Origin of the sequence: Escherichia sp. KS167_9B, from assembly GCF_030295215.1 — a bacterium.
Classification (GTDB): Bacteria; Pseudomonadota; Gammaproteobacteria; order Enterobacterales; family Enterobacteriaceae; genus Escherichia; species Escherichia coli_F.
Genome location: NZ_AP025754.1, coordinates 2,358,199 through 2,376,147, shown reverse-complemented (window position 1 = coordinate 2,376,147; position 17,949 = coordinate 2,358,199). Strand labels below are relative to the sequence as shown.

General features: G+C 52.1%; 24 protein-coding genes. 3 read left to right on the top strand and 21 right to left on the bottom strand.

Annotated elements, in window-relative coordinates; genetic code table 11:
- Positions 1–33 precede the first annotated feature (33 nt).
- On the bottom strand, positions 34–261 hold the full coding sequence (gene yodD / locus QUE34_RS12000) for a peroxide/acid resistance protein YodD (protein ID WP_032303267.1): 228 nt from the start codon (positions 259–261) through the stop codon (positions 34–36).
- 162 nt (positions 262–423) lie between these two features.
- On the opposite strand from yodD, the gene dsrB reads away from it, so the two are divergent.
- Positions 424–612, top strand: coding sequence for a protein DsrB (dsrB, locus tag QUE34_RS11995; protein ID WP_000867217.1), 189 nt, complete (start codon positions 424–426; stop codon positions 610–612).
- 43 nt (positions 613–655) lie between these two features.
- Here the strand turns inward: dsrB and rcsA are convergent, their stop codons facing one another.
- From rcsA to fliF, 14 genes are all read right to left on the bottom strand, one after another.
- Positions 656–1,279, bottom strand: a complete 624-nt coding sequence (rcsA, locus tag QUE34_RS11990) for a transcriptional regulator RcsA (RefSeq protein WP_000104001.1) — start codon at positions 1,277–1,279, stop codon at positions 656–658.
- A 289-nt stretch (positions 1,280–1,568) separates the two neighbouring features.
- Positions 1,569–2,354 carry a flagellar biosynthetic protein FliR gene (fliR, locus tag QUE34_RS11985; RefSeq protein ID WP_000942317.1) on the bottom strand — a complete coding sequence of 262 codons (786 nt, stop codon included), beginning with the start codon at positions 2,352–2,354 and terminating at the stop codon, positions 1,569–1,571.
- Between the two features lie 8 nt (positions 2,355–2,362).
- Positions 2,363–2,632 (bottom strand): flagellar biosynthesis protein FliQ, encoded by a 270-nt coding sequence (gene fliQ, locus QUE34_RS11980; RefSeq protein ID WP_000187358.1) that lies wholly within the window; start codon positions 2,630–2,632, stop codon positions 2,363–2,365.
- Positions 2,633–2,641: 9 nt separating this feature from the next.
- Positions 2,642–3,379: a flagellar type III secretion system pore protein FliP gene (gene fliP / locus QUE34_RS11975; RefSeq protein WP_032303266.1), complete on the bottom strand. Its 738-nt coding sequence runs from the start codon at positions 3,377–3,379 to the stop codon at positions 2,642–2,644.
- Complete coding sequence (gene fliO, locus QUE34_RS11970; RefSeq protein WP_001059109.1) at positions 3,379–3,744, bottom strand: flagellar biosynthetic protein FliO; 366 nt, start codon at positions 3,742–3,744, stop codon at positions 3,379–3,381. Before fliO ends, fliP begins: the two co-directional genes overlap by 1 nt.
- Before the next feature lie 2 nt (positions 3,745–3,746).
- On the bottom strand, positions 3,747–4,160 hold the full coding sequence (fliN, locus tag QUE34_RS11965) for a flagellar motor switch protein FliN (RefSeq protein WP_001281692.1): 414 nt from the start codon (positions 4,158–4,160) through the stop codon (positions 3,747–3,749).
- Positions 4,157–5,161: a flagellar motor switch protein FliM gene (gene fliM / locus QUE34_RS11960; RefSeq protein WP_001353133.1), complete on the bottom strand. Its 1,005-nt coding sequence runs from the start codon at positions 5,159–5,161 to the stop codon at positions 4,157–4,159. The genes fliN and fliM overlap by 4 nt, the downstream gene beginning before the upstream one ends.
- A 4-nt stretch (positions 5,162–5,165) precedes the next feature.
- The gene (fliL, locus tag QUE34_RS11955) at positions 5,166–5,630 is read right to left on the bottom strand and encodes a flagellar basal body-associated protein FliL (protein ID WP_000133109.1); all 465 of its coding nucleotides are present in this window, start codon (positions 5,628–5,630) and stop codon (positions 5,166–5,168) included.
- Between the two features lie 104 nt (positions 5,631–5,734).
- Positions 5,735–6,862 (bottom strand): flagellar hook-length control protein FliK, encoded by a 1,128-nt coding sequence (locus QUE34_RS11950; protein ID WP_032303264.1) that lies wholly within the window; start codon positions 6,860–6,862, stop codon positions 5,735–5,737.
- Positions 6,859–7,302 (bottom strand): flagellar export protein FliJ, encoded by a 444-nt coding sequence (gene fliJ / locus QUE34_RS11945; RefSeq protein WP_000807585.1) that lies wholly within the window; start codon positions 7,300–7,302, stop codon positions 6,859–6,861. Before fliJ ends, QUE34_RS11950 begins: the two co-directional genes overlap by 4 nt.
- Positions 7,303–7,323: 21 nt before the next feature.
- The gene (gene fliI / locus QUE34_RS11940; protein WP_000213273.1) at positions 7,324–8,694 is read right to left on the bottom strand and encodes a flagellar protein export ATPase FliI; all 1,371 of its coding nucleotides are present in this window, start codon (positions 8,692–8,694) and stop codon (positions 7,324–7,326) included.
- Positions 8,694–9,380 (bottom strand): flagellar assembly protein FliH, encoded by a 687-nt coding sequence (gene fliH, locus QUE34_RS11935; protein ID WP_001755088.1) that lies wholly within the window; start codon positions 9,378–9,380, stop codon positions 8,694–8,696. The genes fliI and fliH overlap by 1 nt, the downstream gene beginning before the upstream one ends.
- Entirely contained in the window at positions 9,373–10,368 is a 996-nt protein-coding gene (fliG, locus tag QUE34_RS11930) for a flagellar motor switch protein FliG (RefSeq protein WP_000067950.1), read from the bottom strand. The genes fliH and fliG overlap by 8 nt, the downstream gene beginning before the upstream one ends.
- Entirely contained in the window at positions 10,361–12,019 is a 1,659-nt protein-coding gene (gene fliF / locus QUE34_RS11925) for a flagellar basal-body MS-ring/collar protein FliF (RefSeq protein ID WP_000994448.1), read from the bottom strand. Before fliF ends, fliG begins: the two co-directional genes overlap by 8 nt.
- A 214-nt stretch (positions 12,020–12,233) precedes the next feature.
- On the opposite strand from fliF, the gene fliE reads away from it, so the two are divergent.
- Positions 12,234–12,548 carry a flagellar hook-basal body complex protein FliE gene (gene fliE / locus QUE34_RS11920; RefSeq protein WP_001274299.1) on the top strand — a complete coding sequence of 105 codons (315 nt, stop codon included), beginning with the start codon at positions 12,234–12,236 and terminating at the stop codon, positions 12,546–12,548.
- 330 nt (positions 12,549–12,878) lie between these two features.
- On the opposite strand, the gene QUE34_RS28450 is transcribed toward fliE, so the two are convergent.
- The 5 genes from QUE34_RS28450 to yedE all read right to left on the bottom strand — a co-directional run bounded on the left by QUE34_RS28450 (position 12,879) and on the right by yedE (position 15,756).
- Positions 12,879–12,935, bottom strand: coding sequence for a cyclic lactone autoinducer peptide (locus QUE34_RS28450; protein ID WP_108990983.1), 57 nt, complete (start codon positions 12,933–12,935; stop codon positions 12,879–12,881).
- Positions 12,936–12,953: 18 nt separating this feature from the next.
- A complete protein-coding gene (locus QUE34_RS11915) occupies positions 12,954–13,433 on the bottom strand; it encodes a GNAT family N-acetyltransferase (RefSeq protein ID WP_000494170.1) in 480 nt (159 codons plus the stop codon).
- Between the two features lie 110 nt (positions 13,434–13,543).
- Positions 13,544–14,212 carry an SOS response-associated peptidase gene (locus QUE34_RS11910; protein ID WP_032303263.1) on the bottom strand — a complete coding sequence of 223 codons (669 nt, stop codon included), beginning with the start codon at positions 14,210–14,212 and terminating at the stop codon, positions 13,544–13,546.
- A 108-nt stretch (positions 14,213–14,320) separates the two neighbouring features.
- Positions 14,321–14,554: a sulfurtransferase-like selenium metabolism protein YedF gene (gene yedF / locus QUE34_RS11905; protein ID WP_000790504.1), complete on the bottom strand. Its 234-nt coding sequence runs from the start codon at positions 14,552–14,554 to the stop codon at positions 14,321–14,323.
- The gene (gene yedE, locus QUE34_RS11900; RefSeq protein WP_000118897.1) at positions 14,551–15,756 is read right to left on the bottom strand and encodes a selenium metabolism membrane protein YedE/FdhT; all 1,206 of its coding nucleotides are present in this window, start codon (positions 15,754–15,756) and stop codon (positions 14,551–14,553) included. The genes yedF and yedE overlap by 4 nt, the downstream gene beginning before the upstream one ends.
- A 186-nt stretch (positions 15,757–15,942) precedes the next feature.
- Here yedE and yedD point away from each other — a divergent pair, with 186 nt between their 5' ends.
- Positions 15,943–16,356 carry a lipoprotein YedD gene (gene yedD, locus QUE34_RS11895; RefSeq protein ID WP_001353137.1) on the top strand — a complete coding sequence of 138 codons (414 nt, stop codon included), beginning with the start codon at positions 15,943–15,945 and terminating at the stop codon, positions 16,354–16,356.
- Between the two features lie 33 nt (positions 16,357–16,389).
- Here the strand turns inward: yedD and amyA are convergent, their stop codons facing one another.
- Positions 16,390–17,877 (bottom strand): alpha-amylase, encoded by a 1,488-nt coding sequence (gene amyA / locus QUE34_RS11890; RefSeq protein WP_001245704.1) that lies wholly within the window; start codon positions 17,875–17,877, stop codon positions 16,390–16,392.
- Positions 17,878–17,949: the final 72 nt, after the last annotated feature.

Below are 17,949 nucleotides of genomic sequence, written 5' to 3'. Positions count from 1 at the left end.
CCCCCTCAGGGTCGGGATTTTTTTATTGTGCATTCAACGATTCACTTCAGAGACGCTGAAGTCATGAATATCCAGTTCGAAGGCATCCGCCAATTCACGCCATGTATGATATTCACGTCCATCGACACTAACGTGTTCAGGATCGTGCAGGCTGCGATGAACTTCGCTTTCGCTAATTTCATTGATCGCCGCCAGCAGGGCATCGACATCGACACTGACCTCACGTTTTGCGGTATCGCTGTACTCTTTTGCGGTTTTCATCATCTTTCCTCGCAACCGTTACTCTGTTGTTGCCGCCAGTCGTTAAGTCCGCCTGGCATCTCTTAAGTATAGACCGTCGAGAAAATCAGCACTCGCGCGCGCCTGGCGCTGCCAGAAAAACGAATTTGTTCTACACTGGCACAAAGCCACAGGAGGAAAACGATGAAGGTGAATGATCGGGTAACAGTCAAAACGGATGGCGGTCCGCGTCGTCCTGGCGTGGTACTGGCAGTTGAGGAGTTTAGTGAAGGCACAATGTACCTGGTTTCGCTGGAAGACTACCCGCTCGGCATCTGGTTCTTTAATGAAGCAGGGCATCAGGACGGTATCTTTGTGGAGAAAGCAGAGTAATCTAATTCAGCCTGACTGGTGGGAAACCACCAGTCAGAATGTGTTAGCGCATGTTGACAAAAATACCATTAGTCACATTATCCGTCAGTCGGACGACATGGTAGATAACCTGTTTATTATGCGTTTTGATCTTACGTTTAATATTACCTTTATGCGATGAAACGGTCTTGGCTTTGATATTCATTTGGTCGGAGATTTGAATGGTTCCCTGACCTGCCATCCACATTCGCAACATACTCGATTCGGTTCGGCTCAATGATAACGTCGGCATATTTAAAAACGAGGTTATCGTTGTCTCTTTTTTCAGAATATCGCCAAGGATATCGTCGAGAGATTCCGGTTTAATCGATTTAGAACTGATCAATAAATTTTTTCTGACCAATAGATATTCATCAAAATGAACATTGGCAATTGCCATAAAAACGATAAATAACGTATTGGGATGTTGATTAATGATGAGCTTGATACGCTGACTGTTAGAAGCATCGTGGATGAAACAGTCCTCATTAATAAACACCACTGAAGGGCGCTGTGAATCACAAGCTATGGCAAGGTCATCAACGGTTTCAATGTCGTTGATTTCTCTTTTTTTAACCCCTCTGCTCAACAGATACCCGGTTAAACCTAGTCGGGTGTAACTACATAAATCCATAATAATCGTTGACATGGCATACCCTCACTCAATGCGTAACGATAATTCCCCTTACCTGAATATTTCATCATGACTAAACGGAACAACATGGGTCACCTAATGCGCCACTCTCGCGATTTTTCAGGCGGACTTACTATCCCGTAAAGTGTTGTATAATTTGCCTGGAATTGTCTTAAAGTAAAGTAAATGTTGCGATATGTGAGTGAGGTTAAAACAAATATTTCGCCACAGGAGTATCCTGGAAGATGTTCGTGGGTATTATTTTTCAGATAATCCTTAGGATAACAAGATAAACATTAGGGAATCATATTACAGGTAATTCGCTGATAATATCTGCCAGCAAATTAAAAATTTCACTGAATAAATGTTCGCAAAAAGGCGCAATTAACGGCATTAATGCCGCCATTAATGAGATACCGACAGTCAGAGTTAATGGAAATCCAATAACAAAAATGGATAATTGCGGGGCCATACGATTCAGTAAACCTAATGCCAGATTCAGTGTCAGCAGCAGAGTAATGAGCGGTAACGCCAGCATCAGTCCATTGAGGAAAATCAAACTCCCTGCTTTGGTGAGTGCCAGAAACGCATTGCTATTCAGCGGCTCGCCACCAATAGGCAGGGTGTGAAAGGTATCCACCAGCAGTGAAATCAGCCATAAATGACCGTTAAATGTCAGGAACAGCAGTAACGCCAGCATATCCATGATGCGTGCTAAAACGGGCATATTGAGATGGCTGCCCGGATCGACAAACGTCGCAAATGACAGCCCCATTTGCAGACCGATAATTTCGCCAGCCGTTCGTACAGCGGCAAAGGCAAACTGCATGGTAAAACCAAGCGCAATGCCGATCAGGATCTGCTGCACGGCCAGCCACAGAGCAAAGAATGAAAAAACAGGAACATCGTTGGCAGGTAATGATGGGGCAATGGCGAACGTGATCATCATTGCCAGACCCAGTTTTACCCGTTTCGGCACGCTGCGTTCGCTCAGAATTGGCGCGGTAGAAATGAGCGCCAGCACGCGCAGTAACGGCCAGAAGTACAGACTTAGCCAGGAAAGCCATTGATCGCTTGTCACCTGCAACATTGTACGGGCTACCCGATGATATACGGCAGGTTAGTGAACAAGGTACGGACGTAATCCAGCAACAGATTGAGCATCCACGGTCCGGCAATAATAATGGCGATAAATACGGCGATGATTTTCGGAATAAACGACAGCGTCATTTCATTAATCTGCGTGGCGGCCTGCAAAATACTGATGATAAGGCCCGTGACCAACGCCACCAGCAACAGCGGGGCAGCCAGCGCCAGCGCAACTTTCATCGCTTCAGTCCCCATCATCATGACCGATTCAGGTGTCATTTTGCCTCTCTAGCTGTAAAAGCTCTGCGCCAGCGAACCGACCAGCAATTGCCAGCCATCCACCAGTACAAACAGCATCAGTTTAAAGGGCAGAGCAATGGTGGCCGGGGGCACCATCATCATCCCCAATGCCATCAGTACGCTGGCAATCACGAGGTCGATAATCAAAAAAGGAATGAAAATCGTGAAGCCTATCTGAAATGCGGTTTTCAGCTCGCTGGTCACGTAGGCCGGGAGCAAAATGCGCATTGGCACGGCTTCAGGTCCCTGCAACGGGCCGGTATTCGCCAGTCTGGCAAACAACCCTAAATCAGCCTCGCGGGTCTGACGCAGCATAAACTCACGCAGCGGCTGCGCCCCTTTTTCCAGCGCCTCCTGCATTGAGATTTTCTCTTCGCTGAACGGCTGGTACGCATCGACATAAATTTTGTCGATCACCGGCGACATTATAAAAAAGGTCAAAAACAGTGCCAGCCCCAGCAATACCTGGTTGGGTGGTGCGGAGGGCGTGCCCAGCGCGTTTCGCAATAATCCAAAAACAATGATGATACGGGTGAAACTGGTCATCATCAGTAAAATCGCTGGAATAAACGTCAACGAGGTGATGAACACCAGCGTCTGCACCGGGAGGGACCAGCTTTGTCCACCGCCAGGCAGCGGCTGACTGGTGATACCCGGCAGTTGTGCGAAGGCGAGGGGGGGAACCAGCCAGAGAAGAACAGGTGCGACAGACAACAAACGACGCATCAGGATCTCCCGCTACGCTTAAGCAAGTTTTTCATGACCGACTGAAAATCGGTCTGCGGTATCTCTTCCGTTGGCGCAGAAGAGGGAAGTTTATGCAGCAGATTGATTTGCCCTGCGGTAACGCCGAGCACCAGGCGTGCATCTTCCACATCGACTACCACGACCCTTTCACGCGCGCCCAGCGAAGCACTGGCGCTAATTTTCAGACCGTTAACGCCAGTTCGTTTGGGGGCAAATCCCAGCCGTTTTACCAGCCAGGCAGCAGCGAGGATCAGGGCAATAATGGCGATCAGTGCGCCGCTCACCTGCAGCAGCGGCGCAGCAGAAACCGGCGCGGACGGTTGCACAGTAGCGTGGTTATTCATCGCTAACGGCTCAGGCGGCGCATTCGCTCAGACGGAGTAATGATATCGGTGATCCGCACGCCATATTTATCGGCAACGACCACCACTTCGCCCTGAGCGATTAAATAACCGTTGATCAGAATATCCAGCGGTTCGCCTGCCAGGCCGTCCAGCGCTACGACTGACCCTTGTGTCAGGCGCAACAGCTCTTTGATGGTCATCCGCGTGCGGCCCAGTTCGACGGTCAGCTTAACCGGAATATCCATAATCAGGTCGATATCCTGCAACGTTCCGCTGACATCACCGCCGCCAAATTGCTGGAATACCGCGTCTGCAGCGCTTTTACTGCTGGTTGATTTTTGTTCGCTCAACGCTTCAGCCCACAGATCGTCCATTGCGCCGTTGTTATCATCGGCCGGATTATTCAAGTCACTCATTTGGGCTGTTCCTCGTTCAGAGAATTCAAAATCGGGTTAATCAAATGTTCAATCCGTAACGCATACTGGCCGTTGAGGGTGCCGTACTGGCTGGTCAGCACCGGAACGCCGTCAACATGGGCGATGATGCGATCGGGTTTTTCTATCGGCAGGACGTCGCCGGGTTTCAGTTTTAAAATCTGCGACAGACGCAGCGATATATCGGCAAAGTTAGCGACCAGCTCCAGCTGTGAGTGCTGCACCTGACGCACCAGGTTATCGCGCCAGTTCTGATCTTCATTTCGTGAGTTTTCCAGCGGCGGGTTAACCAACAATTCCCGTAGCGGCTCGATCATGCTGAATGGCAGGCAGATATTAAATTCGCCGGTCAGGTTGCCAATCTCCACATGGAACGGTGTGTTAACCACGATGTCGTTCGGCGAGGTGGTGATATTGGTAAATTTCACCTGCATTTCCGAACGCACGTACTCGACATCCAGCGGATTAATTGCCTTCCAGGCGTCGCTATAGCCTTCCAGCGCCAGCTTCAACATACGGTTGATGACGCGCTGTTCAGTATGGGTAAACTCGCGACCTTCCACTTTGGTTGGGAAGCGTCCATCGCCGCCAAACAGGTTATCCACGGCGATAAACACCAGACTCGGCGAGAACACCACCAGCCCTGTGCCGCGTAGCGGTTTCAGGTGGATTAGGTTCAGGTTGGTCGGCACCGGCAGGTTGCGGGCAAATTCATGGTACGGCTGAATGCGGATGGCCCCGACGGTAATGTCCGGACTACGGCGCAATAGGTTGAACAGCCCCATACGGAAATGGCGGGCAAAACGCTCATTAATGATTTCCAGCGCCTGCAAACGTTCGCGTACAACCCGTCGTTGGGTATTCGGATCGTACGGACGAATGTCACTATCGCCGCTAACACTGGCCGTCGGTTCGTCTTTGACTTCGCTGTCACCATTCAACAGCGCATCAATTTCAGCTTGAGAAAGAATACTATCGCCCATGTCGTTATCGCAGAATAAAAGCGGTATACAGCACGTCGGTGACATCCTGTTTCGGTTGCCCGGCAACAAGCGGGGTGGAAAGTGTGGCTTTAATCTCAGCAATCAGGCTTTTCTTGCCTTCTTCTGTCGCCAGTACGGCAGCATCCTGACGCGAAAACAGTAACAGCAAGCGGCTACGGACTTCCGGCAAATACTCACTTAGCCGCGAGCGGGTAGCTTCATCTTTTAGCCGCAGAGTTATGCCGATATAAAGCACGCGATCCGCATCACCCAAATTGACCGTAAAGGTATCCAGTGCATAGAAGACCGGGGAGGGCACGACGCGTTGCTGCGCTTTGTCGTCAGCAGCAACCTGATGCGAATGCCAGTAGCTGTAACCTGCGCTGGCACAGGCCGCGAGGGTAATGAATACCAGAATCGGGATCCAAAGCGATCGCTTGCTTTTCTTGCTTATCGCGTAATCAGTCATGTGTTGCGGTCTTCCTGTGTCGCTACTGCTTATCGGCTAATTATCCTGCGTCTTGAACGCAACAAAGCGGGGAAAAGACGCGGATTACGGTGCTACCTCTGACGTTAGGCGAAAATATCAACGCCGCTGTTGCCTGTTACGCGCCCTTGTAAAGAGACGGGAACGGGTAGCGCATCGTCGTCTTCACCCGCCAGAGGTTCATGATTTGCTGTGCGCTGGCTTTGCTGTTGCTGTGAAGCGGCCTGTTGCTGACCACTAAAGCTTTCGCCACTGATGTTGCTTTGCCCTAACTGAATGCCACTTTCTGCCAGCTGCGTACGCAGTACCGGTAGCGCAGCTTCCAGCGCGGCGCGTACGTGCTGATGCGGTGACACCATCTGGATTTGCGCCTGGCTATCATCCACTTTGAGGGAGATTTGTACTTCACCTAAATCCTGCGGGTGCAGACGCAACTCTGCACTTTGTTGCCCCTGGCGGGTAAACAGCGAAATATGCTGGCTTAATGATTGTTGCCATTCGTGAGAACCCAGCGGCGCACTCAAAACAGGTGCTGCGACGGTGGGCAGCGGCTGTGTCTGGTGCGGAGTGATGAGCGGGCTGACGGCAGCGGTCACCGGCGAAGGTGTGCTGATGACTTCCGCTTTACTCTGGGCTTCTGCTACCAGCGGTGTTACTGGCTGAGCTTGCGCGTCGGGGGCGTCATCAGGCTGTGCGGTTGTGAATTGCGCAGTAGTCAGTTTTGTGTAGAGAGTTGGTTTCTCTGTCGGTAACACGGTTGACGGCGCATCAGCCACTTTGGGCGTATTGTCAAAACCCGGCAACATCGCAAAAAGGGCGCTCAGGCTTGCGGTGACGTCTTCATTAAGCTCATCCGCTTTTTCGTCTTTTGTCGTATTTTTGTCAGCCACCGCAGCCAACGTCATCGTCTGAGCGGTGTTTAACGGTGTTGATGTGGATTGTTCGTCGTTGATGACAGGCGGTATTCCATCCTCAGGGATCAGTAAATCCGCTTGTTGCACATCGGAAAGAATATCGCTAACCAGCGGCTCGCCTTTTGTTGTGGGCTTCTCTGTTGCCACCAGCAACTGGGGGGCCGCTTTGTCGGTTGTTGTTTCACCTGCTAATGCTCCGCTCAACAATGCGAGAAAATCTTGTGTAACATCGCTGGCTTTACCGCCGGGCAATATGGCGGTGTCAACGTCAGCGGTAATCACGGGCGCTAAGCGAATCATTCGGGTTTCCTCATGGTGGCACGTTGGGCGAACTCATCCATCTTTTTCTGATCGAGACGGTTTTCTGCAAGCAGTGCCGCCGTGGATTGCCGTTCCTGCAGTGTCTGCCAGGCTTGCAAACGTTGTTTCTTTTCTCGCCAGCTGTTCAGGGCAATGTCAACTTTCTGCGTCCACTGATTAAGTTGCTGGCGATGCTGAGTAATGGCTTTTTCCAGCGTCTGGATAAACTGCTGATAGTTGATCCAGCGGTTACTGGTCATCCCGGCACTCATATCGCTGTTGAGGTTATTGCGATATTCATTCTGATAATCGATCAGCATTTTGAGTTGTTCCTCTGCCTGCTGGCATCCGCGACGCATTTCACCCAGCAGGCGCGCGGCATCTTCTACCTCTTTTTCTGCCAGATCTTTCAGGGTCGCCAGCGCGCCATGTTCTGCCATCTGCCGTTATCTCCTGCGTTTTCACACTGTCGGGAATATGCGCTCCAGCCCCTGGAGAGACTCTTCCCAGTCCGCGCGTTCAAAAATGCCTTGTTGCAAATAGCCCTCCAGCTGCGGCCACAGAGCGATGGCTTTATCGAGCATTGGATCGCTGCCTTTGGCATACGCGCCGACGCTAACCAGATCGCGGTTACGCTGAAAACTCGACAACAGCTGTTTGAAGGTGCGCACTCGCGCGTAATGTTGCTCGCTGATCAACGCCGTCATTGCACGGCTGATCGACGCTTCAATATCAATCGCCGGATAGTGTCCGGCTTCCGCCAGACGACGAGAAAGAACAATGTGACCGTCGAGGATCGCCCGTGCGGAGTCGGCAATCGGGTCCTGCTGGTCATCGCCTTCGGTGAGCACGGTATAAAACGCCGTAATTGAGCCGCCGCCGCTGATACCGTTACCGGCACGCTCGACCAGCGCCGGTAATTTGGCGAATACCGACGGTGGATAACCTTTGGTGGCAGGCGGTTCGCCAATTGCCAGCGCAATCTCACGTTGGGCCATCGCGTAGCGGGTGAGGGAGTCCATAATCAGTAACACATGCTGACCACGATCGCGAAAATCTTCGGCAATGCGCGTGGCATAGGCGGCACCTTGCATTCGCAGGAGCGGAGACACATCCGCTGGAGCGGCAATTACCACGGAGCGTGCACGCCCTTCGGCACCGAGGATATTCTCAATAAAATCTTTTACTTCGCGCCCACGTTCACCAATCAAACCCACGACAATGACATCGGCGCGGGTGTAACGTGCCATCATCCCCAGCAGCACACTTTTACCGACACCAGAACCAGCAAATAGCCCCATACGCTGCCCGCGCCCAACGGTAAGCAGGGCATTGATTGGGCGCACGCCCGTGTCCAGCACATGCTCAATTGGGGTACGTTGCAACGGGTTAAAAGGCGGGGTGATCAGCGCACCTGTTTCGGTCGTATCGGGGGAGGGAAGGCCATCAAGCGGTTTACCGCTGCCATCCAGAACGCGACCTAATAACGCCGGACCGAGTGGCAACTGCTTGCCGCTTTGCAGCCCTTCAGCCGAAATGTGTTTGGCATAAACGCGCGCGCCGGGCAGGACACCTTCCACTTCTTCCAGCGGCATTAAAAACAGCCGTTGACCGTTAAAGCCAACCACTTCGCTTTCTACTTCATGCGTTTCCGACCCGTTCTGGCGCTCAATCACACAGGTTGCGCCGAGCGGCAATTGTAATCCGGTAGCCTCGAGCACCAGCCCGGTGGCGCGGGTTAATCGCCCGTAGCGACGTACCGCAGGCAACTGCGCCATTTTGGCTTCGAAGTTATCCAGCGTGGTTAGCCAGCGAGTCAGGCGCGTGGTCATTACACCACTCCTGGTGCTGCCAGACGGCAGAGTTCTTGCCAGCGAGTAGCGACGCTGGCATCGAGATCGCCTTCATCGGCGGAGACTTTGCAGCCGCCTGGATGGAGCGTGGGATCGCCCCGCAAGCGCCAGCCATGCAAACTTAAGGTTGCGCCCAGCATATCATCAACACGTTGCAGATCATCCGGGTGCACGCGCAGTTGCGGTTTGCCACTGAATAACGGTTCTTGCTGCAATAACTGTTGGATCTGTTTGATCAGCGCCGAGTTGTCCACCGTTGGCGTTTGACCGATGACCTGGCGCGCCGCCTCCAGCGCCATCTGCATCAGGCGCGAAGCAATCACACTATCAAGTGCATCAAGGGTAGTTTGAAATTCGCTGACCAGTTGCTGCATCCGGGCATGAATTGGCGCTTGCTGGGATTTTGCCTGTGCCAGCCCTTGTTCCAGCCCCTGGGCCAGACCTTCCTGATAGCCCTGTTCGTGACCTTGCTGACGGCCTTCAGTAATCCCCGCTTGATAACCTTGCTCATGGGCCTGCATTTGCAGTTGTGCCAGTTGCTGCTCAAGGCTGGGTTCAGTCTCTTCAATGATGGTTTCTTCTGGCTCGGCCATTGGCACAAACTCTGCCTGTGGTGGCGCGAGATCGTCTGGCGTCCAGGTTTTCCACGGCAAATTATCAGACATAGGTATCCTCGCCGCTACCAATCACCATCTCGCCAGTTTCGGCAAGGCGGCGCACAATCAGCAGAATCGCTTTCTGTTCGTTTTCCACCTGCGACAGACGCACCGGACCACGGTTGGCGAGATCGTCGCGCAGAATATCGGCGGCACGCTGCGACATATTGCGCAGGAACTTCTCGCGCAGTGGTTGCTCGGCCCCTTTCAGCGCGATCAACAGCGATTCGGAATCTACTTCCTGCAACAGACGCTGGATGCTGCGATCGTCGACATCCACCAGATTTTCGAACAGGAACATCTCGTCGATAATTTTTTGTGCCAGCTCGCCGTCGAATTCACGCACGGCGGTAATAACGGCTTCTTCCTGCTGCGTTTTCATCAGGTTGATAATTTCGGCTGCCGTTCTCACGCCGCCCATTTTGCTGCGCTTGAGATTCTGACCGTCGAGCAAGCCATTCAGTACTTCGGTCAGTTCCGCCAGCGCGGCTGGCTGCACGCCGCCAAAGGTGGCGATACGCAACATCACATCGTGGCGCAGACGCTCATCGAACAACGCCAGAATATCGGCGGCCTGGGCGCGTTTCAGATGCACCAGGATAGTGGCGATAATCTGCGGATGTTCGTCACGAATCAGATCGGCGGCGCTCTGCGGCTCCATAAAGTTGAGCGTTTCAATACCGCTGGCGGTATCGCGGGTTTCGAGAATATCTTCCAGCAGGCTGGCGGCACGTTCTTCACCGAGGGCTTTGACCAGCACCGAACGCAGATAATCGTTGGCGTTGATATTCAGTGCGGCAAACTGTTCAGCTTCTTGCTCAAACTCCGCCAGCACATCGGTTAGCTGCTTGTTGGAGATCTGCGTGACGTTCGCCATTGCTGCACTCAGGGTTTGCACTTCGCGCTGGGAGAGGTGCTTGAACACCTCTGCCGCCCGGTCTTCGCCAATGGTCATCAGCAGGATGACGCTTTTATCGGTGCCTGTCAGGTTACTCATGATCGTTATTTATCCACTGGCGAATGACCAGCGCCACCACGCGCGGATCGTTATCAGACATTTCACGGATACGCTGGCTCATGACCTCTGCCCCCAGACGTTGGTTCGCGCGTCGTTGTTGGAGTTGTTCATCTTTGCTCAGGCGGACTTCCACCGCATCTTCCACTTCCTCGCGGGCCTGCGCCTGTTGCTGCACAGCTTTCATCGCCTCAGCGCGACGAGTTAGCTGTGGACGTACCGCTTTACGCCACAGTAGCCACGCCACCAGCAGTACCAGCAACCAGCGTCCGGCGCTCAGCAACTGATCGATAAATACCTGTTGTTGCCAGAACGGCAGTTCTCCACCGCTTTCGTCGCTGCTATTGAACGGCGAGTTAACGACATTGAGCGAGTCACCGCGTTTTTCAGAAAAGCCCATCGCCTCGCGAGTCAGATCTTCAATTTGCTTCATCTGTTCGTTGCTGAGAGGCAACGGTTTGCCATCTGGCAAGGTTTTGTAATTCACCACTACCGCGACTGACAGACGTTGCACATCGCCCACGTTCATTTTGGTATGACGAATGGTGCGATCGACCTCGTAGTTACTGGTTTCATTACGCTGTGTGCTACGCGGCCCACTATTGCTGGTGGTGCTTGCCTGCTGCTGGCGATTATTTTGATTTGCCGGAGGCGTGCTGATCGGTGCGTTATTTGCGGGTGCTGGTTGATTCGACAACGCACCCGGTACGCCGCCTGGATAACCGGAACCGCTTTGCTCGCTCTCATTAAGCTGGCGTGAGCGGAGCGCCGCCTGAGATTTATCACCGTTAGGGCGATACTGCTCTTCGGTTTGCTCCTTACTGGCGAAGTCCAGTTGCGCCGTAACCTGGGCGTGAATATTGCCGTTGCCGACAATAGGCGACAGGATCGCTTCAATACGCCGCTGAATTCGGCCTTCGACATCACTGGCATATTTCAACTGAGCATCATTAAGATCGCGCCCGCTGGTGTTGGACTGGGTTAACAGATGTCCGCCCTGATCCACCAACGTGACGTTCCCCGGAGGCAGACCAGCCACCGCGCTGGAAACCAGATGCACAATGGCGCTAATTTGCCCTTCATCGAGTGCGCGGCCGGGTAACAGATTTACCGTCACCGATGCAGAAGGGGATTTTTGCTCACGGACAAATAAAGAGGGTTTCGGCAATGCCAAATGGACACGCGCCCCTTTTACCGGGCCGATAGTTTCGATGGTACGAGAAAGCTCGCCTTCCAGCGCCCGCTGATAATTCACCTGTTCGCTGAACTGGCTAATGCCAAACTTTTCCTGATCGAGCAGTTCGAAACCGACCGCGCCGCCTTTGGGCAAACCTTGTTGCGCCAGGCGCAGACGCAGTTCGTGAACTTTTTCTGCCGGAACTTCAATCGCGCCGCTGGCTTCGCTAAAGCGGTAAGGAATATTCATTTGCGTCAGTTGGCTGACGATTGCGCCACCATCCTGATCGGACAGATTGCTGAATAATGTGCGGTAGTCGGGGGCTTTCGCCCACAGGATCAGTGCGACCATGACCGCCACTGCCGCGGAACCGGCAACAATCAATGGAATTTTCGGATTCGCACGCAGGCGATTAAGCCACTCAAGAGATTTTGTCTGGGCTGCAGTCGCATTCATCGCGCACCTCGTGGCTGATTATGGACGGCGTTATTGGCAAAGTGGAACAAGACTCACTCCCGGGTCAGCAAACTCGAAAAATTGACGCTCCCATTATTTGTGCTTTCGTTTTTTTCTATCCGCCAATAAACCCGTTTTTTTGTTGCTATTTAGCGCCTTTGTCTTATTGACTTACTGGTAGGCTTTGCTACCAGAAATTATCCGGGAGATGAAAATGTCAGCGATACAGGGGATTGAAGGGGTTATCAGTCAGTTACAGGCTACGGCGATGAGTGCGCGTGCGCAGGAATCACTACCGCAACCGACCATTAGTTTTGCCGGGCAGCTGCATGCCGCGCTCGATCGCATAAGCGATACACAAACCGCCGCCCGCACGCAGGCAGAAAAATTCACCCTCGGCGAACCCGGCGTGGCGTTAAACGATGTGATGACCGATATGCAAAAAGCCTCAGTTTCAATGCAAATGGGGATTCAGGTGCGTAATAAGTTGGTGGCGGCGTATCAGGAAGTGATGAGCATGCAGGTGTAAGTTATGTAACCTGTTGTTGATTACATCCGATCTCACCGCGTGGGGCATGGATGGGGCAAACACACTCAATTTCTGGTTTAAAATGGAACCTGATTCTGAAAGTTTTCTGCCATCCACGATCTGTAAACGCGATAACCCCCCTGAACATCAGAGTGTCTCCTTTAACACGCATCACCAGGTCGGTTGTTGTTACAACCACAGACGCAATAGTAACGTTTGGATAATTTAATCTTTGTTGATGTTTTTATTCATATTCCGGGCTAGGGAAATAATCAGGCGTGATTGTGTCACTGGAATACAGATTTCTTGTGGCGTATGTGGAAGGGGCGTCTAGAGACAAGGCGTTTCCGGCTGGTGATAAATAAAGGCGCAGCACGTCGAATGCAAGAATGTGCTGCGTCTGGCTCATGGCAATTCATTATTTTCGCATAGCGTCAATGACAAAAATCGACTGTGTGGATCAAGTTGATAATCAGCAAACGGTTCGCAATCAACGAAACCATGCTTCAAATAAAGTTGATGGCAGGCCGTAAATCCAGCCTGTGTACCCGTTTCTAAGCTCAGGCGATGAAGGCATCTGTCATGGGCGACCTGCAAAATGTGGCGTAAAATCAGACTGGCGACACCCCGACGTAAATAATTTGGCGCGGTACGCATTGATTTCAGTTCGCCATGTTTATCATCCAGCAACTTCAGCGCACCAATTCCTGCGAGTTGTTCGCCTTCCCATACTGACCAGAATGTCACTGTCGGGTTACGTAATTTTTGCACATCTAAAGCATGACTGCTTTCGGGGGGAGACTGCTGCAGCATGCCGGAAATATGGTAAGCCACTAATGCTTGCACTGCTGGATGGGTGAGATCATCTGTTTTAATCGTGAACATGACGATTCCGTATTGGTGTTATTTTTGCAATATGCCAACAGGTAATGAAATCTTTGTCTAATAGAGATTTCTTATGACGCAGTATTGTTGAACAATAATCTCCAGGCTTATCAAACAGGGTGAATTAACGCTGCGCCCTGGTTTTTGACATTACCCACCGCGCGCGATACCGGGTGCCAGGTGAACTGGTTTGCTGACACACATCCCCTGGCTGCGATTTCAGATGCTTCTTTACCACCAATATCTTGCCGCATCCATTCCCGCGCAGCTTCTGGCGACAGTACCAGCGGGCGGCGGTCATGAATATCTACCAGACCCTGGTCTGCTGCTGCAGTGACAATTAAAAATCCTTCGGCTTCGTCACCACGCTCAAACGGTGTGCTACCTATCGCGGCTATAAAAACAGGTTGTCCATCAGCGCGATAGATAAAATAAGGCTGTTTTTTGTCGCCTTCTTTTTTCCACTCAAACCAGCCATCGGCAAAACAGATTGCCCGACCATGTTGCCAGAGCGGTTTAAACATACGACTGGTTGCCGCAGTTTCTACGCGGGCGTTAATCAGCGGCGGTTTATCCCACCATCCGGGAGCATATCCCCAGAAAACCGGATCCAGATGAAGGTGTTCATCACGTTCACTGAGCAGAAGAACTTTGGTTCCCGGCGCGACGTTGTATCTGCCAATGGGTTCGGGATCGTAGGGAATATCGCGTTCAATATCTTCCGCGAGAAGCGCAAGGTAATCTTCACGCGTTTGGGATTGGGCAAAGCGTCCACACATAGCAACCTCCTGAGATCATACTGAAAAGAATAGGAGAGGGGGCGGGTAAAATCTATGTGATACAGAGGTAACGATGTTCCCGCTGTTGGCCACAGCGGGAATGAGGGATTACTTCTGAATTAAATAACGAATGGTCGGCCCGTCTTGCTGAATATCCAGCACCGTATAGCCGTGATTACGCGCATCCAGTGGAATATTATTGATCGACTGCGGACAGTCGCTCACCACTTCCAGGATCTCACCTTTTTTTAATTGCGGCATCGCCTCAAGGGTTGCGACTGCCGGATAAGGGCAGGGTTCACCCACCATATCAAGGCGGTAATCAGGAACGATATTTTTCATGCGATCTCCTTAGCAGTCTGCGGTGCCGCACGGCGGAAGAAGCGTTTTTCCCAGCCGATAATCAACATCAGCGCAGCAAACAGCAGCAAATATGTCACCAGCAGGCCACCCATCGGACCAAAGGTTTTCAGTAGGTTGATTTTGTCCCAGTCGGTGGCCAGCGCCGGAGCGAAATCATCCCAGTAATACGCCAGAATCGTTGAGCCGATCACGTTGCCCAGACCGACCCACCAGTAGTGCACCTGGCCTTCTACCGCGCGGTACATCCAGCCGGTTTCGCAACCGCCTGCCAGCACGATGCCAAAACCAAACAGTAAACCACCGATTACCGCGTTCGGCCCCGCCCACATGATTTTGGGTTCAACGCCTAACTGGACGTAACTGAAGATCCCGATGGCACTTACCGCCATACCGATAATGATTGCTTTCGCCATGTGGGTACGTCCGGTGATCCACATATCGCGGAACGCCGAAGTAAAGCAGATTTGCGCACGTTCAATCAGTAAACCAAAGCCGACGCCAAACAGCATTGCCAGCCCCAGTTTTGGTTGGTTCATCGCCGTCAGCAGCGCCCAGCCCAGCATGCCGAAAAAGACCAGCATCCCGAGACGAAAACGACGCCGCGCCTGATCCGGTTTTTGCGTCAGCGGTGAGGCGGCAGAAACTTTCTGCATTTTCACGGGAATACGGAAGATGGGCAGCAGGGTAAAGCGCGCGCCAAACCATGAACCAATGGCAGTGGCGATGGCAAAGAACCAGGCATGCAGCGAGAACTGAGGAATGCCGGTAAAGAACGCCGCCAGGTTACAGCCCATTGCCAGACGCGCGCCAAAACCGGCGATAATGCCGCCAATGATGGCCTGCATAATGCGGATACGGCTGCGTGGCATGCGTAGTTTGACATTGTTGGCCCACAGCGCTGCAGCAAAGCAGCCGCCAAACATACCGAGGATCATCATGCCGTCGATGCGGGTTAATGGCGATCCTTCCAGATGGATAATTTTAAAATAACCCCACTCTTCAGCATGGACGCCGAACAGCTGCAGGAGCTGACCGCCCCAACGGGTAAATTCACCCGTGACAGCCCAAAAGGTGCCAGTGATGCCAAAGTAGTAAGTGGAGAGAATACCCGCCGCGATGACCGCAGGGATGGGTGCCCAGAATTTAATCAACCAGGCGTGTTTGAATTGCTGCCATGACATGTATGTAGCCTCTGAACTCAGAAGGTTTGAAACAAGAGTCGCGAATCATACATCAAGCAAATTTATTTTCGGGGTAATAATTCACAAAAATAATAGTTAGATCAAATTTCTCTCTGAACCTGGAAAGGCTGGCGACATCAGGGCTTTAATGCCACAATCCTCTTTTCTTCTCATGCAGGACGAATGATGAAAAAACTCGCAATTGCAGGCGCGCTCATGTTGCTGGCGGGCTGTGCCGAAGTCGAAAACTATAACAATGTCGTTAAAACCCCCGCGCCGGACTGGCTGGCGGGCTACTGGCAGACCAAAGGGCCGCAAAGTGCGCTGGTCAGTCCGGAAGCGATAGGCAGCCTGATTGTCACTAAAGAGGGCGATACCCTGGATTGCCGTCAGTGGCAGCGGGTGATTGCTGTGCCGGGTAAGTTGACATTGATGTCTGACGATCTCACTAACGTTACCGTAAAACGTGAGCTGTACGAGGTTGAGCGTGACGGTAACACCATTGAGTACGATGGTATGACGATGGAGCGTGTGGATCGCCCGACGGCAGAGTGTGCCGCCGCGCTGGATAAAGCGCCGTTACCGACGCCACTGCCGTAATGAAATCTCCCCGGCTTGCCGCCGGGGATGAATTTAAATCACCTCTTCGATAACCCACACGCTAACGCTGCCGCCGTTGCAAAAGAAGGTCGCTTCGCCGTTTTCGTCGGTCACTACGCTCTCTTGCCGATTCCCCAGAAAATCACGCCAGGTTTTATTGCCGTAATTCTCTCCTAAATTAATGGTTTTTTCGCCATCATCTCCGTTCGACATGACCACCACGCAGCCGGGATATTCGTCGGTGCCACTGCGGCTAAAGGCAATGCAGTTCGGATGGTCGAAAAATAACGTCTGTACACCGTGGGCGAAACGCTGACGGGCGAGAATTAACTCATCAAGTTGTTCGATTATTGGCATATCTATCGGATAGGTTTGCCCGTCACCACCGACATCTTCGTAATGTGCACCGTAGAGATCCGGATAGAACACCGAAGGAACGCCATTTTCCCGCAACAAAATTAGGGCGTACGCCAGCGGTTTAAACCACGGTTCGACCGGCGCTTCGAGGGCTTGCAACGGTTGGGTGTCGTGGTTGGCAACGAGGGTTACGGCGTGAAAAGGATCGGCTTCCACCAGCGTCCCAGTGAAAATCTGCGTCATGTCGTAGTCGCGTCCCATGCGCGATGCTTCATGGAATTTCATCTGCAGCGGCGCATCGAACAGCATGGTTTTGCCTTCCACCTGATCAATATACGTTTGCAGCTTATCAACTTCATGCGACCAGTATTCCGCCACAATAAACAGCGGCTTTGGCGCAACTTCCTGTACGTGTTCGATCCACTCTTTATAAAACCAGGCTGGAATATGTTTGACCGCATCAAGACGAAAACCGTCGCATTGTGTTTGTTCCATTACCCAGCGCGCCCAGTATTTAATCTCTTCCGTCACGGCATGATTGCGAAAATCGATATTCTCGCCCATCAGGTAATCGAAATTACCGAGTTCATCATCAACCTGATCGTTCCAGCCTTCGCCGGTGTAGTCGTTAACAATTTTAAAAATGCCATCTTCATCAGGGTTTTCGATATGGTCGATACCGCTAAAACATTTGAAATCCCAGATAAACTGCGAGTATTGCCCGGCACGCGCGGGGAAGGTGTAACGCGTCCAGCCTTCGCACTCAATGATTTCTTCGTCAATTTGCGTACGGTCATCAGCATTTACACGTTGCACGCGAATAGCTTCTTTTTCATCCGCCCCCATTTTGTGGTTGACTACCACGTCCAGTAGCACCGCAATGTCATTGCGTTTCAGGGCGTCAATGGCGGCCAGCAGTTGTGCTTTATCGCCATATTTAGTAGGGATGCTGCCTTTCTGATCAAACTCGCCTAAATCAAATAAATCATAGGAGTCGTAGCCGACCGAGTACCCGCCCGATGCGCCTTTATAGGCGGGCGGCAACCAGACCATATTGATACCAATATCATTAAAACCGTCGGCGCGCTCGGCCAGTTCAGGCCAGAGCTTACCGCCTTCCGGGTAATACCAGTGAAAACATTGTAACAGCGTGGGATTACGCATTCTTCGACTCCATTCAAGGGGAACATTAGAAGCGTAGCCGTAATCGGATTATTCGCGAGCCATCGGCTCGTT

Bases quoted from the DNA above. Each gene is read 5' to 3' on its own strand.
- yodD (WP_032303267.1), bottom strand. From the start codon at position 261: ATGAAAACCGCAAAAGAGTACAGCGATACCGCAAAACGTGAGGTCAGT.
- dsrB (WP_000867217.1), top strand. From the start codon at position 424: ATGAAGGTGAATGATCGGGTAACAGTCAAAACGGATGGCGGTCCGCGT.
- rcsA (WP_000104001.1), bottom strand. From the start codon at position 1,279: ATGTCAACGATTATTATGGATTTATGTAGTTACACCCGACTAGGTTTA.
- fliR (WP_000942317.1), bottom strand. From the start codon at position 2,354: ATGTTGCAGGTGACAAGCGATCAATGGCTTTCCTGGCTAAGTCTGTAC.
- fliQ (WP_000187358.1), bottom strand. From the start codon at position 2,632: ATGACACCTGAATCGGTCATGATGATGGGGACTGAAGCGATGAAAGTT.
- fliP (WP_032303266.1), bottom strand. From the start codon at position 3,379: ATGCGTCGTTTGTTGTCTGTCGCACCTGTTCTTCTCTGGCTGGTTCCC.
- fliO (WP_001059109.1), bottom strand. From the start codon at position 3,744: ATGAATAACCACGCTACTGTGCAACCGTCCGCGCCGGTTTCTGCTGCG.
- fliN (WP_001281692.1), bottom strand. From the start codon at position 4,160: ATGAGTGACTTGAATAATCCGGCCGATGATAACAACGGCGCAATGGAC.
- fliM (WP_001353133.1), bottom strand. From the start codon at position 5,161: ATGGGCGATAGTATTCTTTCTCAAGCTGAAATTGATGCGCTGTTGAAT.
- fliL (WP_000133109.1), bottom strand. From the start codon at position 5,630: ATGACTGATTACGCGATAAGCAAGAAAAGCAAGCGATCGCTTTGGATC.
- QUE34_RS11950 (WP_032303264.1), bottom strand. From the start codon at position 6,862: ATGATTCGCTTAGCGCCCGTGATTACCGCTGACGTTGACACCGCCATA.
- fliJ (WP_000807585.1), bottom strand. From the start codon at position 7,302: ATGGCAGAACATGGCGCGCTGGCGACCCTGAAAGATCTGGCAGAAAAA.
- fliI (WP_000213273.1), bottom strand. From the start codon at position 8,694: ATGACCACGCGCCTGACTCGCTGGCTAACCACGCTGGATAACTTCGAA.
- fliH (WP_001755088.1), bottom strand. From the start codon at position 9,380: ATGTCTGATAATTTGCCGTGGAAAACCTGGACGCCAGACGATCTCGCG.
- fliG (WP_000067950.1), bottom strand. From the start codon at position 10,368: ATGAGTAACCTGACAGGCACCGATAAAAGCGTCATCCTGCTGATGACC.
- fliF (WP_000994448.1), bottom strand. From the start codon at position 12,019: ATGAATGCGACTGCAGCCCAGACAAAATCTCTTGAGTGGCTTAATCGC.
- fliE (WP_001274299.1), top strand. From the start codon at position 12,234: ATGTCAGCGATACAGGGGATTGAAGGGGTTATCAGTCAGTTACAGGCT.
- QUE34_RS11915 (WP_000494170.1), bottom strand. From the start codon at position 13,433: ATGTTCACGATTAAAACAGATGATCTCACCCATCCAGCAGTGCAAGCA.
- QUE34_RS11910 (WP_032303263.1), bottom strand. From the start codon at position 14,212: ATGTGTGGACGCTTTGCCCAATCCCAAACGCGTGAAGATTACCTTGCG.
- yedF (WP_000790504.1), bottom strand. From the start codon at position 14,554: ATGAAAAATATCGTTCCTGATTACCGCCTTGATATGGTGGGTGAACCC.
- yedE (WP_000118897.1), bottom strand. From the start codon at position 15,756: ATGTCATGGCAGCAATTCAAACACGCCTGGTTGATTAAATTCTGGGCA.
- yedD (WP_001353137.1), top strand. From the start codon at position 15,943: ATGAAAAAACTCGCAATTGCAGGCGCGCTCATGTTGCTGGCGGGCTGT.
- amyA (WP_001245704.1), bottom strand. From the start codon at position 17,877: ATGCGTAATCCCACGCTGTTACAATGTTTTCACTGGTATTACCCGGAA.